The organism is Roseofilum sp. Guam (assembly GCF_017746735.1).
Classification (GTDB): Bacteria; Cyanobacteriota; Cyanobacteriia; order Cyanobacteriales; family Desertifilaceae; genus Roseofilum; species Roseofilum reptotaenium.
Window position 1 is genome coordinate 1 of the sequence record NZ_JAGHZN010000049.1, and the last position, 15,486, is coordinate 15,486.

A 15,486-nucleotide genomic window follows, 5' to 3' on the forward strand; every position below is an offset into this window, starting at 1 on the left:
CGTTATCTGGCTACTGGCAGCGATGACAAAACAGCCAAAATCACAGAAGTCGAGAGTGGGAAAACCCTGCATACCATTACTCACGAGGCTCTGGTCAAGGCAGTCGCTTTTTCCCCTGATGGACGTTATCTGGCTACTAGCAGCAATGACAAAACAGCCAAAATCACAGAAGTCGAGAGTGGGAAAACCCTGCACACCATTACTCACGAGGCTCTGGTCAGGGCCCTTTTCCCCTGACGGGCTTTATCTGGCTACTAGCAGCAATGACAAAACAGCCAAAATCACAGAAGTCGAGAGTGGGAAAACCCTGCATACCATTATTCACAAGGCTCCAGTCGGGGAAGTAGCCTTTTCCCCTGACGGACGTTACCTGGCTACTGGTAATGCAGACAAAACGGCTAAGATAACGGAAGTCGAGAGTGGGAAAACCCTGCACACCATTATTCACAAGGCTCCGGTCTGGAACATAGCCTTTTCCCCTGACGGACGTTACCTGGCTACTGGTAATGCGGACAAAACGGCTAAGATAACGGAAGTCGAGAGTGGGAAAACCCTGCACACTATCGATTACCAGGGAAGGATATGGGGCATAGCGTTTTCCCACAATGGACATTACCTAGCTACTGGCAGCACTGATAACACGGGTAAGATAACGCAACTGAAGACAGGCCAGACCACGCCATTACATGGTCACTGGGATGATGTTATTGATATAGCTTGGCATTCCGATGGAGACCGAATTGCGACGAGTTCACGAGATAGAACTGTGAGGCTGTGGACGAGAACAGGTCAGGAGTTAGCTGTATTTAAAGATCATCAAGGCTGGGTCTTCCTTATCCGTTGGGATGAAGAAGGTCACCACCTTACCTCTGTTGCAGTTTATAACAATCAGGTTACGATCAGACAATTGCCTGTAGAAACCCTAGAGGAGCTAATTGCACGGGGATGTCGTTGGGTGCGACCCTATCTGAACAGCAATAATAAGGAGATGAAGGAGTGCGAGAAGTATTGGGAGTAGGCAAGGGAATGGGGAATAGGTTTAAGTTGGTTCGAGAAAGTCGTAGAGAATTTCATCGGGTTCATCATCCATATCGTCATCGGGATCTGGCATCAATACGGTTTCAGAAATGGGGGTTTGCTGACTCGATGGGGCGCTCAATTGCTGTTGTCGCATGACGGTAACGAGGGTATGCAGTCGATTGACTGTTTGTTTTAACAGGGTGATCTCTCTTTCTAAGGCAACCAAGCGATCGCCGGAATTCGCTGCAACCTCTCCCAAATAAAGCGCGATCGCCTCTTGTACGACTTCTTGTGACGTTTTCTGGCGATCGCTGGCTATCTTCCCAATCTTCTCTTGCCAACTGCTACTGATGTTTACCTGCATGACTTGCTCCACCGAGATCTGTTGGTTATCAAGAATGGATATTATATCAAATCCTTAAATGGTTGCGACTTTCTGTGTACTGTAGAGACATGGTGGGTTCGTGCGGGTTGACAAAAATAGTTGTCAGTCTACAAGATTTGGGTATAACCCGCCCCTACAGATCTCTGTAGCGTAAATAAATAGATTTGATATTATAATAAGGAATCATCTGCTAACTCTTCCCCTTGAAGCTGATTAAAGCGCTCTAGCAGATCGGCTACTTCTAATCCTTCCCGTTCCTCGCCAGCAATATCTAAGATAATTTGTCCTTCATGTAACATAATGGTGCGATCGCCCATCATCAATGCCTGACTCATACTATGGGTGACCATGATCGTAGTTAACTGCTGCTCTCGAACAATTTTCTGGGTGAGCTGCAAGACAAAATGAGCCGTTTTCGGATCGAGAGCTGCCGTATGTTCATCTAATAATAAGACCTCTGTGGGAGCCAACGTAGACATCAACAGACTCACCGCTTGTCGTTGTCCTCCCGATAATAATCCCATGCGATCGCCTAATCTGCGCTCTAATCCCAATCCCAAACTGGCTAACTGTTCCCGAAACTGGGCGCGACGACGGTTGGGAAGCGCCAATTTTAACCCGCGAAAGCCTCCCCGTTGAACGGCTAACGCCATGTTTTCTTCAACCGTTAAATTCGCACACGATCCCAACAGGGGATTTTGAAACACTCTGGCGACCAACTTCGCCCGTTTCTGGGTTGGCCATAGGGTAACATTTTGATCGGCAATATAGATGTGTCCAGAGTCCGGCAGGCGATCGCCACTGACTAAATTTAACAGCGTCGATTTTCCTGCCCCATTGGAGCCAATGACAGTGACAAACTGCCTGGCTGGAACTTTGAGGGAAATCTGCCGTAGTGCTGGAGTTTCTAGAGCAGTACCCGGATTAAACGTGACACAAGCGCGATCGATTTCAATCATCCGTAGAGTCTTCCCCCTGATTCTGTTGATTGAGAAGAATATCTAGTATACGGCGATTCTCCGTTTGCAGCCCGCGAATCTCTTCTTGGTGTTGCCGCTCTTCGGTTTTTCTGGCGATCTCCGTTACAACCTAGTTTATTCATCTAATCTTCTTTTAATCTTAAGCTCAATTTTATGAGGTTCTGATTTAACTCGACTGGGTCTCAATCTGTCGAACTACGGTTAGCGCCGAATAGGATACACCTGCGGTTCCTTCTCCGGGATGGGTGGAGTCTCCGACTAACCAAAGGTTGCCGATGGGGGTGCGGTTGGCAAAGCCGAAGGGACCAAAGGTGGTTAAGCGTTGTCCCATACCACCCACGATACCGCGATCGCGCGCTGTATAGTTGGCAAAGGTTCTCGGTGTGGCGGCTTCGACGTGAATTAGGGTTTCTGGAGTCAAGTGGAAATACTGGCTTAAACGGGCGATCGCCGCTTCGGTAAATTGTTGCTTCAGTTGCTCGTAGTCTCCACCATTCCACCATTGCTCCGTATCCGTAAAGGAGGAGGCGGTAATGGTGGCTTTTCCTTCCGGTGCCCGTCCATCTCCTGGATGACTGACAGAGACAAACAGGGAATTATTCTCGCCAATGGGGCCATTATCATCATACAGAAATTGCAGATGGGGCGGGCAATTCTCTGGAATAGCAGCGTGTTCGACTCCTAGATAAACGACAAATGCTCCACTCGGTGAGGGGACTTGCTTCAGGCGCTGGCTGTACCCATTGGCGTATATTTTTGTGGCTAGATCGTCAGATTTCAACAGTTGTACCAAGTTATGAATGGTGACATTGGCAACCACATGATCGGCTGGTTCGCTCCAGGTTTCCCCGGTTTTCAGATTACGGATACGAACGCCGGTTACTCGCGCATTTTTGGTTTCAATTTGCTCGACGGTGTGGCGCATGAGGAGGGTAGCGCCATCTCGTTCTAGGGATTCCACGAGGCGATCGCTCAAAACTTGCATACTTCCTTGCAAATGATACAGCCCTTGGGGTTCCTGGGAAACACCCAGAGCGGTTGCCGCATACAAGAGGGCGGTTTCCGTGGTATCGACTTGGGAGTAGAGTTTCAGTTGCATGTCGAGGAAGGTTTTGAGACGGCGATCGTTCCCCACTCCCATCAACCTCAGTGTATCCCACACCGTCAACAGCGCAAACGGCACAGTAATCAACGTATCCGGGCGCATCGCCTGCACCAATTGCCACAAATCCCACAAATCTCGCGGAGGCAGCACCGGATCTCGCCCCTGAAACTGCCAACTCGCTTGAAATAGCGTATTCATCAACTGCCAAAAGGGTTCGCTTCCTGGAAACTGTTGCTGCCGTTCTTGTTGCCATTTTAGGGGATCTCGCCACACTGAAATCGGTTCTTTTTCCCCCGGCAAAAACACTGCACAAGCGGGATCGCAAGGCATTGCCTCCGGTAGCGCGATCTCCAGTTCCTCAAAGATGCGATGATGAATTCCCCCAGGCTCCAACCCCGCTACCTGCGTCGCTCCCACATCAAACGTAAACCCCCGCCGCTTAAACGTGGAAGCACATCCCCCCGGTACAATCGCTTGATCCAGGATCAGCACCGAATACCCCCGACGAGCCAGGAGTGCGGCGGTGGTTAAGCCACCAATACCTGCACCAACGACGATACAGCGAGGCTTAGAGGAGGAGTGAGACTGAGCCATAATCTGAGCAGTGAACAAGGGAACATTAACAATTGTAACGTTTCATTAAGTTTTTAGGGGGCTATAATTGCGCCAGAGAGCGTACTGTAAAAATCTCATCAGCTTTCAGAGGGGCAACCGCCGATTCAGGAACGATAACAGTATCAATTAATTTTCCTAGAGCATTAAACACTTCTAGGATATATCCTTTTTCTCCCTGGTTAGGAAGGAAGGAAGTTTTTCTGACCATTCCGTAAAGAAGTTACTATTTTTAGCAACTGGCAATCCCAAGCTTTATGTGAGATTTCCTAGGGTAATATCTTGTCCTGAAAGGGTTGGAGACATCATAAATCATGAGAATCTAGTGATTTAAGTCACTCAGTAGTGACGCGCCACATGATATTACAAGAGCTAATATTTTGTAGTTTAAACAAAACTACCATAGTACCGTATTTTCGAGATATATTGGAAAAATACACAAAAAATCAAGATAAAACCTCGATTTATATCAACCCATTCATATGGAGGGGGGAAAATCCGTGGTAGCACAAGTCGAAAATCCAACCTATGAGAGCCAAACCCAGGCGATCGCCAAACAACTTCTCGCAGCGCAAGGGGAAAAACGCTCCATCTTTGCCCAGATGCGAGACCAAATGCGCTGGGATGATAAGCTTCTAGACTGGGCCATGAGTAACCCAGGGCTGCGGGTGCAATTGTTCCGGTTTATTGATTGTTTACCTGCATTGCGCTCTAAGGCAGAAGTGGCGCGGCATTTGCAGGAATATATGACAACTGAAGCGGTAGAGTTACCTGGTGCCTTGAAGGGGATTCTTAATTTTACCAATGCCGACTCTATGCCGGGACAAGTGGCAGCAACAACGGTATCGACTGCGGTAGAAACCTTGGCGCGGAAATACATTGCTGGGGAAACTGCGGGGCAGGTGCTGAAAACTGTAGAAAATCTTCGCAAAGAGAAGATGGCATTTACCCTAGATTTACTGGGGGAAGCGGTGATTACGGAGACAGAAGCAAAAGCCTATCTGCAAGGCTATATCGATCTGATCGATCGCCTCACGGAAGCTGCTGCACGCTGGAAAACAATCCCCGAAATTGATGAAGCAGATGGGGAACCCTTACCCAAGGTGCAAGTTTCCGTGAAACTGACAGCGTTTTATTCCCAGTTCGATCCCTTGGATGCTGAGGGATCTAAACAACGGGTTATTGAGCGCATTCGCACCCTCCTGCGCCATGCCCAAGAAAAGGGAGCTGCTATCCATTTTGATATGGAGCAGTATGTTTACAAAGATATTACCCTGGCAATTCTTAAGGAACTGTTACTCGAAGAGGAGTTTAAAACCCGTACTGATATCGGGGTAACGCTACAAGCTTATCTACGCGAGTCAGAGGCAGACTTAAACGATCTGATTGCTTGGGCTAAAAAACGGGGAAATCCGATTACCATTCGCTTGGTGAAAGGGGCATATTGGGATCAGGAAACCATTCAAGCGGTGCAACATAACTGGCCGCAACCGGTTTTTGATGATAAAGTGGCTACCGATGCTAACTTTGAATTGCTCACGCGCCTACTGCTGGAAAACCACGAGGTTCTTAACGCTGCCATTGGTTCCCATAATGTCCGATCACAAGCCAGAGCGATCGCGATTGCTGAAACCCTGAACATTCCTCGCCGTCACATTGAATACCAAGTGCTGTATGGAATGGGCGATCGCCTCGCCAAAGCCATGGTGAACCGAGGCTTACGTGTACGGATGTATGCTCCCTACGGCAGTCTGCTCCCCGGTATGGCGTATTTGATTCGCCGCTTACTAGAAAATACCGCAAACAGTTCCTTCTTACGTCAAAGTCAAGAAGACCGCCCCATTGAACAATTAATCGCGCCTCCAGTAGTTCAAACTACGGGATCTCGACCCCAGAAAACCACAGTGTTTAAGAATGCAGCCGATACGGACTACGCCCAAGTTGCGAACCGGGAACGGGCACAAGCTGCTTTAAACACGGTACGTCCTCAACTGGGTAAAACCATTCTCCCTTATATTAATGGCGAGTTTGTGCAAACCGCAGATAGTGTCAATTCTGTCAATCCTTCTGACCCCACGGAGTTAGTTGCCAAGATTGGTTTGGCTTCCGTAGAACAAGCGGAAGCAGCCCTTGATGCCGCTAAAGCCGCATTTCCCGGTTGGAAAGCAACTCCCGCAGCAGAACGGGCGCGAATTCTGCGAAAAGCAGCCGATCTGATGGAACAGCGCCGCGCAGAACTGTCCGTTTGGGTGATGCTGGAAGTGGGAAAAGTCTTGCAACAGGTGGATGCAGAAGTTTCCGAGGCGATCGATTTTTGTCGCTATTATGCCGATGAAATGGAACGGCTCGATCGCGGCCATAATTATGATGTTGCTGGGGAAAATAACCGCCTCACTTATCAACCGCGAGGTATCGCCCTAGTGATTTCCCCCTGGAATTTCCCGATCGCCATTACTACGGGGATGACAGTAGCCGCCTTGGTGGCAGGGAACTGCGTAATTCTCAAGCCCGCAGAGGTCAGTAGTGCGATCGCCGCCCAACTGATGGAGGTGCTGATTGAGGCGGGAATTCCCAAGGGCGTGTTCCAATATTTACCGGCTAAAGGCTCAACTGTCGGGGGCCATTTGGTCAAACACAAGGATGTACAGATGATTGCCTTTACCGGTTCCCAGGAAGTCGGCTGTAAAATCTATGCTGATGCGGCTCTTCTGCAACCGGGACAAAAACACATGAAGCGTGTCATTGCCGAGATGGGCGGTAAGAATGCGGTGATTGTGGACGAAAGTTGCGATTTAGACCAAGCCGTGCAAGGAGTAGTCGATTCTGCCTTTGGGTATAGCGGTCAAAAATGTTCGGCTTGTTCGCGGGCGATCGTTCTGGAACCGGTATATGAGGCGTTTTTAGAGCGGTTTGTGGAAGCGACAAAATCCTTGAATGTGGGGCCAGCCGATCATCCCTGTACGAAGGTAGGGCCAGTAGTTGATGAAACCTCGATGAAGCGAATTCAGGAGTATATTGCCATTGGCAAACAAGAAGCAAAAGTTGCCCTAGAAATGCTCGCGCCCAATGTTTCCAATGCCAAAGAGGGCTATTATGTTGGCCCCACGATCTTCCAGGATGTGTCCCCGACGGCTAGAATTGCCCAGGAAGAGATTTTTGGCCCCGTAGTTGCGGTGATTAAGGCTAAAACCTTCCAGGAAGCTCTAGAGATTGCCAATAATACCAATTTTGCCCTTACGGGAGGTCTCTATTCCCGTACGCCAAGCCATATTGACCAAGCTATGGCCGAGTTTGAAGTGGGCAATTTGTATATTAACCGCAATACGACCGGGGCGATCGTCTCTCGTCAACCCTTTGGTGGCTTTAAGCTTTCTGGAGTCGGTTCCAAAGCAGGTGGCCCGGATTACCTGATTCAGTTCTTAGAACCCCGCACAATTACGGAGAATATCCAGCGTCAAGGGTTCGCTCCCATCGAAGGAAACGAGTAGGTTACGGAATCATGACAGCGCAAAGTGCTGTCATGAGTATAGCCAGAACAATCCCCCCAAATCTCCCTTAGAAAGCAGGGGATTGGGGGAATAAAGATGTATAGCAGAGAAAGGGAGAAGTTAGGGCATTTTCTATCGCCTATTGCCTCAAACCATAACCTAACTGTCTTAACCTACTTCTTCTCTGCTATATTGTGAATTACCAAACCGATTTCTAGAAGAGAAATTGAGTTTTTTGCAAAATCCCCAATTTCAAATCCTCAATCGACAAAAACTTTGCCTCAAACAAAGCTAACATATCTTTCGGCTGAGGATTACCCCGGGATTCGCCCCTCATTCCCATCGCAATCAGCAAACCACAATAGCCTTGAGTTTTACGACACTGATCGTCCCAGTTTTGTCGATTTTTCTGGTATGTAGAATTGATTTCAAATTCATCAAATAAGTATAAGTCTCCATCTCCGGTTTGAAGAATTCCCAGATCAAAAGTTTTTTCTGTATAGGGATCTTCTCCCCCATTAAATCCAAGACCTTCCAATCCATCAAAAGCTTCTAAATCTCGGATTAAGGTCTTGGCATTCCGTTTGCTGGTTTGAACAATCGCCACCGGTAATCCAGCTCCAACCCCTCGGATATGGTCTGGTGCAGCCGGGTGAAATTGAATCTGTTCGCGAATTGATTCCCAAGTTTCCCATCTAAGAATATCGAGACGACAGAGGGCGTTGTCGGGAATTAAATCATACTGAAGAAGGGGGCCATCGAAATCCTCATCCTCTTCTTCATCTTCTTCTAAATCATTCATCATGGCATCAAGTTCTAGGGAAACTTCTGGCAGAGTTTCCACTTTAACCAAAAGGGAAGATTTTGACTCTTCAGCCGTTTTGGGTAAAGAAATACGGTAGCGTTGGCTAAGGCTTTCAAAAGACTCTGTATCGAGAGAATTACGAGTGGATTTGAAAAATCGATGTAACGCTTCTAAAGCTACCATCATGGCTACTGGTTCTCGCTCATATAAGGTGGTGCGTAAGCCTTCGAGGGGATGAATTACGCCGAAAGAGGCTTCAATTTCTGACCACGGGAGCAGCTCAAGAATACATTCTTCTTCAGCTAGATCGCTTAAAGGAGAATCTGGTTTTAGCTCGAAGGTCAGAAAAAAACAGTCTTGATGGAAGAGGGCACTTTCAATGTCTTCCATGGTGTTATGGTCGATCAAGGCTTGGCGAAATTGTTTGAGAGAGTCTAGGGAACGGTAGAGCAAAATTCCGTATTCTTCACCGAGCATTCCTAGGATAGAGACATAAAATTTCTCAATATCCCATTGATTCAATTGCACGGAAATAATTTGATGTTCAGCTAGACTTTGCCATGGTTGAACTTGCCAAATTTTTTCAGCACTTTTAGATAAGGATGTGAGATATTTGGGCGCAATCTGAGGCGTTTGTTGGGTTACTTCTTCGGCCATTTGTTGAAAGAGATGTTCGATGAGAGGTAACTGGGGCCGATATTCAATATCAATGTCTAGGTCTTGTAATACCCCTCGCAGATAAAATTGAATTTCGCGATCGCACACTACAATTTTTTTGGGCCGACTCGGTTGACTGGGAGCCGGTGGCGCTTCCATTGCCTTGAGGAGCGCTCGGACAAGGGCCTCCGGGCCAGTTTGAGGATTCACCATTTCCATCGATCGCACCACCCCTTCTGAGCCATCTACCCATAAAATACATTCAGGCTGAAATCCTTCCTTTAGGGAAATTGGTATGATTCTTCGGTCTGCTTCCCAAATACTCTCTCCTGGTTGAGGTAGCTGTTGAAGACGGCGACAGGTGGAGGGGGTTAGGGTGATCATAGGGTTGTGTCTAGCAATAGTATCAGTTCCAGGGTCTACATGGACTCTAGATCCTGATTTTAATCGCGATCGCGTGGCTCCTGGCCATTAAGTTTATGATTACCAGTGTAGCTTTCTCTGCTGCAAGGGGAGTTGACTCGATACAATAAGAATTAAGTTAAGAATTAAGTTGACATCAGGAGTTCAGGTATACAGCTATGACCCAAACGATGGAGAGTTCTAAACGCGGCATCATGATGACGGATGCTGCTCTCGAGCAGGTGCAATCTTTACGAGAAAAGCAAGGCAACGATCTCTGCTTGCGTGTGGGGGTTCGTCAAGGAGGATGCTCCGGTCTGTCTTATACGATGGATTTTGAAACCGTCGATCAGATTAAAGACAATGATGAGGTCTTTGATTATGATGGCTTTAAGGTGATTTGCGATCCCAAGAGTATGCTCTATCTCTATGGATTGGTACTCGATTACAGTAATGCTCTGATTGGGGGCGGGTTCCAGTTTACCAATCCCAATGCCACTCAATCCTGTGGTTGTGGTAGCTCTTTTTCTGCCTAGAGTTTAAGTGCCCATTTTCTGTTAAACTATGTGGTTGGTCAAATTCAGGTACGCTTAAGCCTGGATTTGACCCAATTAATGTTTTGCACCTAAGCCGGTTATGACTCAGACAGCAGAAGACTTGTTTAATGAAGGGATTGAACGCTACAAGAAGGGAGAAAGTCCCGCTACGTTGATTCCCTTGTTTAAGGATATTTGCGATCGCGCCCCCAAACAAAGTACCGCCTGGACTTGTTTGGCTTGGTTATACTTACTCGAAGATAAACCCAAATCAGCTTATAAGGCTGCTCAGAAAGCGATCAAACTCAATCCTGAAGACCCCCAAGCGAGGGTCAATATGGCAGCCGCGATGCTGGAAACGAATAAAAGTGGAGTCCGTGAACATATTGATATGGCCCAGCGTTTGATTATGGCCGTCTCGGAATATCGCCAGGAAATTGAAGAGAATTGTAAAGAAGGATTAAGCAGAAAACCCGACTGGCAAAACCTCCAAAGAATATATGATTGGCTATTTTCGAGTTAAATCAAGGCTTGTGGGATTTATAAACGGAAATAACTAGGTAATTATTCTGATTCAATAATCGTATAAAACTTCATGATTATATACAGAATTTAACCCACTTTCCCGATTTCTAATGATAAGATTTGATGAACTCAGACATAAGGTTAATATATCAACCGGTCTGAGGGCATATATTTTTTAACATGAAGTCAATTAAGAAAGGAGTCAGGATATTATGCCAGTTGATAGTAAAGTAGCCATTAAACCCGAAACCCGTAACCACAAAGGGTTCTTTGTCCAAGAAGCTGAATATAAGCTGATGGGAATTGCTGATTCTGGATGGGCGCTTATTTGTCTGGACGATGCCGTTTGTCATTATGTTGACCCCGATGATTTACAAGCCCTCATCGATGCGAATGGTGGCTTAGAATAAGCTCATTCTCTGTTTTGTAAGTATTGAATAGTCAGGATGGCTGTACTGAGTTAGTGCAGTCTATTTTTTTATTTCTCCTAGTTACGACTGCTGGTTGAGCGGAGTCGAAACCAGCAGTCATCAAATACTATCCTCACTCTCCATTTCGTTTTCGATCGCCAAATTCTAGTAATGCGAATCATTTTGACACTCAGCTAAAATATGGAGTCGATCCCAATCACTATTGATCAAAGCCATTTTTTTACCTCGACTCCATCCCTGAACTTGCTTTTCTCGATAAAAAGTATCATCCACACGATCGTAATGTTGGGCATAGACAAGTTTTACAGGTAAACGTTTGCTGGTATAGTTTGCCCCTAAACCATTTTCATGTTGCCAAAGACGCAGAGGTAAGTTTTGGGTACTGCCTGTGTAGAAAGAATTATCACAACATTGCAGAATATACAGATAAGCCATAGATTAAGATAGTGGATAAAAGTTGATAAGTTCCCTGAGCGGAGTCGAAGGGAACTCATGGTCGAATGGAAATCTCCTGTTCAAATATATCAGGGTTATAGTTGTACTCCATAGAAGAGAGAAGCGCTATAATAAAATCCAGAAGTGTCAAATCTGGGCATAAAAGTTTACATTTAACCGAACACGGTTTCCAGAGAACTCTGTTTTGCTATCTGGGTGGAATTGGCGATTACAATGAAGTGGCCGTGACTTTCCTCCTGTACTCATGAGTGCGGAACCGACTTCCGAAAATCCACCAGCAAATCCGCCACCATCTAATCCCGAAAATCTTATTCAGAAAAGAACCGAAGAACTCGCTGTATTTGGGCGGTGGGTGGCAGAATTAATCCGTAACCGGAATTGGTTTACTCTGCTTCTGTTGGCTGAGGTGGTACTGCTTGCCTTTTGCCGTCCGGAAGGGGTTGTTGCTACAGCACTGCAAGGGATTTTGACTTTTCCGGACTGGTATGCCAATGCATTCTGGTTGGCTGTGAGCGTCATTCCCATGGCTGCGGTGGGAGTTGCGGTGGTGACGATGCCTCGCAGTTTACCGCGACAAGAGAGCGAGGAAGCGGTTAAGGAACATCGTGCGATTAAAGGGTTGCGTCCGTTTACGAAAGAGGATGCGGAAATTTTTCGGCGGTTGGAGCGCCAGCAGGACTTACAGCGATGTTGCGAAGCGTTGGAGAGCCAGAGCTTTCGGTTTGGGCATTTGGTGGGAGAGTCGGGATGCGGCAAAACCTCGTTTCTGCAAGCGGGATTGGTTCCGTTGTGGCAAGAGCGCGGTAAGCGAGCGGTATACGTGCGCTTCAGCAACAAAAATCCTTTGGAAGCGGTGCAGAAAGTGATCGTGAAGCAACTGTCATTAACCGCACCGCCATCGGTTGCTCCAGAACCGATCGCATTTATTGGGTTGCTCAAGCATGTGATGCAAGAGAACCAGACTCCTCTGGTATTATTATTCGACCAGTTCGAGCAGTTTTTCGTGCAAGCGAAATCGGACGCAGAACGCAAACCGTTTCGGGAAGTTCTGGAAGTTTGGTATGCCAGAGAGGACTTGCAAGGGATTAAGATTCTGTTTAGCGTGCGCGCCGACTTGTCCTATCACTTGTATGAGATTGAGGAATGGTTGAATTATGCGCCCAGTCCCCTGGAGGTCTCGCGGTTGCGCTGTTTTCAACCGAAAGAAGCCGCACGAGTGCTATCGGTGATTGCGGAAACGGAAAAGTTAGCTTTTGACCGTCCGTTTGTGGAGCGGTTGATGGCGGAGGAGTTGGGCAACCGCGATAATGGGTTAATTTCTCCGGTGGATTTGCAGATCTTGGCATCGATGTTAAATCGGGAAAGCGTTGCCGAGCTGCGCGGGTTTAACGAACGAACGTTGCAGAAGTTGGGCGGGATTGAGGGCTTGTTGCGGCGCTATTTAGAGGATGTTATTGCGAGCAAAACTACGGCGCGCCAACGGGAAATTTTGGTGAAAGTCTTGTTAGCGCTCACGGATATGGAGCGACAAGTGCGCGGCGAGGTGCTGACTATTGCCCAGTTGCAGCAGAAACTAAAAGATACGGCAAAACCGAGGGAAGTTTACAACGCAACGATTTGGTTAGCGCGAGCCGAGGTGCGCTTGCTTTCTCCGGTGGAGCAAGAGGGAAGTCAGGGCTACGAGTTGGCCCACGAGCGTATGATTCCCGCTTTGTTGCAACTGTCGGGAACACAGCTCACGGAAGCGGATAAAGCTAATCGGTTATTGGATAAGCGGGTAAACGAATGGTTGGGAAGCAGTCGCCATCCTCGCTATTTATTCGATATTGGAGAATTATTGCTCTTGCGGCGACAGAAGGCTTATTTGATTTGGGGAGGGAAACAACGAGATAAACGGAAGCTGATTGGTAAAAGCTGGCAACAGTTGTATCGCTGGATGGCAGTGGTTATCTTAGCTGGGGTTTTGGCTCTGGGAACTTGGAGTGGATTGGAATATACCAAAGCCGGACAACTTTGGCAGATGCGGCGAGATATTGTTTGGTATAGCCGAGGTAGCGACAGTAAAACAGCAATGGCGGCTGGAGCATTGGCAGCAAATGGGCATGTTCGACAAGCATTGGAACTGACTGGGGAGATCGATTCTTCTTGGCGCAAAGCCTATGCCTTGAGTGAGATCGCCCAAGCTACTGAAAAACTAGAAAAAACAGACGAAGCCCTCGCCCTACTCCAGCAAGCCTTTGCTGCTGCCGAGACGATCGATGATTCTAGCTCCACGCCCTACTCCAGCAAGCCTTTGCTGCTGCCGAGGCTATTGATAATTCTCGCTCCAAAGCCTATGCCTTGAGGGCGATTGCCCAAGCTTATGGAAAACTAGAAAAAACAGACGAAGCCGTCGCCCTACTCCAGCAAGCCCTTGCTGCTGCCGAGGCGATCGATAATTCTTTGGACAAAGCCGATGCCTTGAGGGCGATCTCCCACGCTTATGGACAACTTGAGCAATGGAGATTGGCGCTCAAGGTGACTCGAAAATGTCGGGGTAATGAAGACTGTCGGGTTGAATCTCTTGAGGCTGTTTTGAGGGTTCATGCAGAGAAGTATGTTACTGGCAGTCAGATGAAGGAAGGAGAGTAGAACTGATTAAAATGGGTCTCAATTATTGGTCAGCAGTAGAAATAGGGCTGCAATGCAAGAGTGCGATCGCACCTGTAATGCGATCGAATTGCCGGGCGATCGCGATACAGCCACCATTCTCCAACCCACATTTCCAGGAATGGTAGGATAAAGTAGAATGCTTTATGTATTCCGGACTAAAAGCTGCCCAATCTATAAGTCTTCACAAACTTTCGAGAGCAAGGAGGTGAGCTAAATGCTATCTTGCTTTGACATAGCAGACTACTTCATTTGGTTGGCGAATGAGACCGGTTCGTTCATTAGCAACCTCACGCTGCAAAAGCTTGTTTATTATGCCCAAGCTTGGCATCTTGCTCTGTATGACGAACCTCTGTTTGCAGAAGACTTTGAAGCTTGGATTCACGGCCCAGTTATTCCATCTCTATATCAAGAATATAAGTCTTTCGGATGGCGACCCATTTTAAAAGATGCTAATCCCGAACTTCCCGAAAATATCGTGCAGTTTCTGGACGAGCTGGCGCAAGAGTATTTTGCTTGCAATGGCTATGAACTCGAGCAAATGACCCATTTTGAAGATCCGTGGAATTGGGCGAGAGAAGGTTTACCGCCCGACGAACCTTCCAATGAGATTATTCAGAAAGAGTGGATGTGGGAGTATTACGGCGATCGTGTCCAAGAAGTTTAAGAAAAATAAAGTTTCCCAGGCAAATCCGTCTGGGATTCAACCCAAAAAGCTGATACCTCAACCTCAAGGCATCAGCTTTTCATTTAAGTATTATCAGGATGATAACAGTAAGTTCTCTTGCCAGGATAAACCACCCGCTTATTGGGTTACTCTAATGGCTCGTTTAAAAAATCTATCCGGCATATCAAAGCAGGAACTATTAAAAAATCGCAGTTCTTCTCTGAGATTTCATCCCATTGATTGGAAAGATACCAGCGAATCGGGATTCGGGTTGCCAAATGAAGACCAGTTAGTAGACACTCCATACCAATTTTCTGTGTCTGCAAATAAGTATGGTAGAGTTCATGGATTTTTTATCAATGAGGTCTTTTATATTGTTTGGTTAGATCCCAATCATCTGCTCTATTGAAAGTGGCGACTGTAGTCCATTGTATCGGAAACCACGATATAGCCTCTGGCTATAGACAATTGTAACTTTTTCATTTTTAATCTTTAAAGATCCCGAAATCACAGTGTATGAAAGACAAACTCTTAAACGGACTCAACACCGTTTTAACCCTCAACTTATTTTTCGTCTTATTTAGCTTTGGGTGGTTTGCGATCGCCCTTTTGGGTCGCTCCATAAATGTTCCACTGGGCTTTGATATCTGGTATAAATTATGGGAACCCGTGTTTACTCCGGCAATCGGCATCCTCATGGCTGGATCTATTGCCAGTGGTGTCATCAGTTGGATTAACCGGCGATTAAATCCGGAATCTAAATCTTAA

At 47.0% G+C, this 15,486-nt stretch carries 18 protein-coding genes; 12 read left to right on the forward strand and 6 right to left on the reverse strand.

Annotated features, from left to right (window positions below):
• Together J7529_RS18150 and J7529_RS18155 are read left to right on the forward strand one after the other, a co-directional pair.
• On the forward strand, positions 1–237 hold a 237-nt coding region (locus J7529_RS18150; protein WP_318730147.1), incomplete at its 5' end, for a hypothetical protein.
• Positions 179–1,018, forward strand: a complete 840-nt coding sequence (locus tag J7529_RS18155) for a WD40 repeat domain-containing protein (protein WP_318730148.1) — start codon at positions 179–181, stop codon at positions 1,016–1,018. The genes J7529_RS18150 and J7529_RS18155, both read left to right, overlap by 59 nt.
• A 21-nt stretch (positions 1,019–1,039) precedes the next feature.
• Here J7529_RS18155 and J7529_RS18160 read toward each other — a convergent pair whose 3' ends face one another.
• The 4 genes from J7529_RS18160 to J7529_RS18175 form a co-directional block, all read right to left on the reverse strand.
• Entirely contained in the window at positions 1,040–1,384 is a 345-nt protein-coding gene (locus J7529_RS18160) for a hypothetical protein (protein ID WP_318730149.1), read from the reverse strand.
• 191 nt (positions 1,385–1,575) lie between these two features.
• Positions 1,576–2,364, reverse strand: a complete 789-nt coding sequence (locus J7529_RS18165; protein ID WP_318730150.1) for an ABC transporter ATP-binding protein — start codon at positions 2,362–2,364, stop codon at positions 1,576–1,578.
• A gap of 187 nt (positions 2,365–2,551) precedes the next feature.
• Positions 2,552–4,084, reverse strand: coding sequence for a C-3',4' desaturase CrtD (gene crtD / locus J7529_RS18170; protein ID WP_318730151.1), 1,533 nt, complete (start codon positions 4,082–4,084; stop codon positions 2,552–2,554).
• 61 nt (positions 4,085–4,145) lie between these two features.
• Positions 4,146–4,313, reverse strand: a complete 168-nt coding sequence (locus tag J7529_RS18175) for a hypothetical protein (protein WP_271936583.1) — start codon at positions 4,311–4,313, stop codon at positions 4,146–4,148.
• Positions 4,314–4,602: 289 nt separating this feature from the next.
• Here J7529_RS18175 and pruA point away from each other — a divergent pair, with 289 nt between their 5' ends.
• Positions 4,603–7,590, forward strand: a complete 2,988-nt coding sequence (gene pruA, locus J7529_RS18180; RefSeq protein WP_318730152.1) for an L-glutamate gamma-semialdehyde dehydrogenase — start codon at positions 4,603–4,605, stop codon at positions 7,588–7,590.
• A gap of 214 nt (positions 7,591–7,804) precedes the next feature.
• On the opposite strand, the gene J7529_RS18185 is transcribed toward pruA, so the two are convergent.
• Positions 7,805–9,436, reverse strand: coding sequence for a DUF6930 domain-containing protein (locus tag J7529_RS18185; protein WP_271936585.1), 1,632 nt, complete (start codon positions 9,434–9,436; stop codon positions 7,805–7,807).
• A gap of 197 nt (positions 9,437–9,633) precedes the next feature.
• On the opposite strand from J7529_RS18185, the gene J7529_RS18190 reads away from it, so the two are divergent.
• The 3 genes from J7529_RS18190 (at position 9,634) to J7529_RS18200 (ending at position 10,925) form a co-directional block, all read left to right on the forward strand.
• A complete protein-coding gene (locus J7529_RS18190; protein ID WP_271936587.1) occupies positions 9,634–9,990 on the forward strand; it encodes a HesB/IscA family protein in 357 nt (118 codons plus the stop codon).
• Between the two features lie 100 nt (positions 9,991–10,090).
• Positions 10,091–10,513: a tetratricopeptide repeat protein gene (locus J7529_RS18195; protein WP_271936589.1), complete on the forward strand. Its 423-nt coding sequence runs from the start codon at positions 10,091–10,093 to the stop codon at positions 10,511–10,513.
• Positions 10,514–10,727: 214 nt separating this feature from the next.
• Positions 10,728–10,925 (forward strand): hypothetical protein, encoded by a 198-nt coding sequence (locus J7529_RS18200; RefSeq protein ID WP_271936591.1) that lies wholly within the window; start codon positions 10,728–10,730, stop codon positions 10,923–10,925.
• Positions 10,926–11,090: 165 nt separating this feature from the next.
• Here J7529_RS18200 and J7529_RS18205 read toward each other — a convergent pair whose 3' ends face one another.
• Positions 11,091–11,381 carry a GIY-YIG nuclease family protein gene (locus tag J7529_RS18205; protein WP_318730153.1) on the reverse strand — a complete coding sequence of 97 codons (291 nt, stop codon included), beginning with the start codon at positions 11,379–11,381 and terminating at the stop codon, positions 11,091–11,093.
• A 265-nt stretch (positions 11,382–11,646) separates the two neighbouring features.
• Here J7529_RS18205 and J7529_RS18210 point away from each other — a divergent pair, with 265 nt between their 5' ends.
• The 6 genes from J7529_RS18210 to J7529_RS18235 all read left to right on the forward strand — a co-directional run bounded on the left by J7529_RS18210 (position 11,647) and on the right by J7529_RS18235 (position 15,486).
• Positions 11,647–13,746 (forward strand): NACHT domain-containing protein, encoded by a 2,100-nt coding sequence (locus J7529_RS18210; protein WP_318730154.1) that lies wholly within the window; start codon positions 11,647–11,649, stop codon positions 13,744–13,746.
• On the forward strand, positions 13,743–14,033 hold the full coding sequence (locus J7529_RS18215) for a tetratricopeptide repeat protein (RefSeq protein WP_318730155.1): 291 nt from the start codon (positions 13,743–13,745) through the stop codon (positions 14,031–14,033). Before J7529_RS18210 ends, J7529_RS18215 begins: the two co-directional genes overlap by 4 nt.
• A 25-nt stretch (positions 14,034–14,058) precedes the next feature.
• Positions 14,059–14,184, forward strand: a complete 126-nt coding sequence (locus J7529_RS18220) for a hypothetical protein (RefSeq protein ID WP_318730156.1) — start codon at positions 14,059–14,061, stop codon at positions 14,182–14,184.
• Between the two features lie 84 nt (positions 14,185–14,268).
• Positions 14,269–14,718 (forward strand): Panacea domain-containing protein, encoded by a 450-nt coding sequence (locus tag J7529_RS18225; RefSeq protein WP_318730157.1) that lies wholly within the window; start codon positions 14,269–14,271, stop codon positions 14,716–14,718.
• Positions 14,657–15,127 carry a hypothetical protein gene (locus J7529_RS18230; protein WP_318730158.1) on the forward strand — a complete coding sequence of 157 codons (471 nt, stop codon included), beginning with the start codon at positions 14,657–14,659 and terminating at the stop codon, positions 15,125–15,127. The genes J7529_RS18225 and J7529_RS18230 overlap by 62 nt, the downstream gene beginning before the upstream one ends.
• 107 nt (positions 15,128–15,234) lie before the next feature.
• On the forward strand, positions 15,235–15,486 hold the full coding sequence (locus J7529_RS18235; protein WP_318730159.1) for a hypothetical protein: 252 nt from the start codon (positions 15,235–15,237) through the stop codon (positions 15,484–15,486).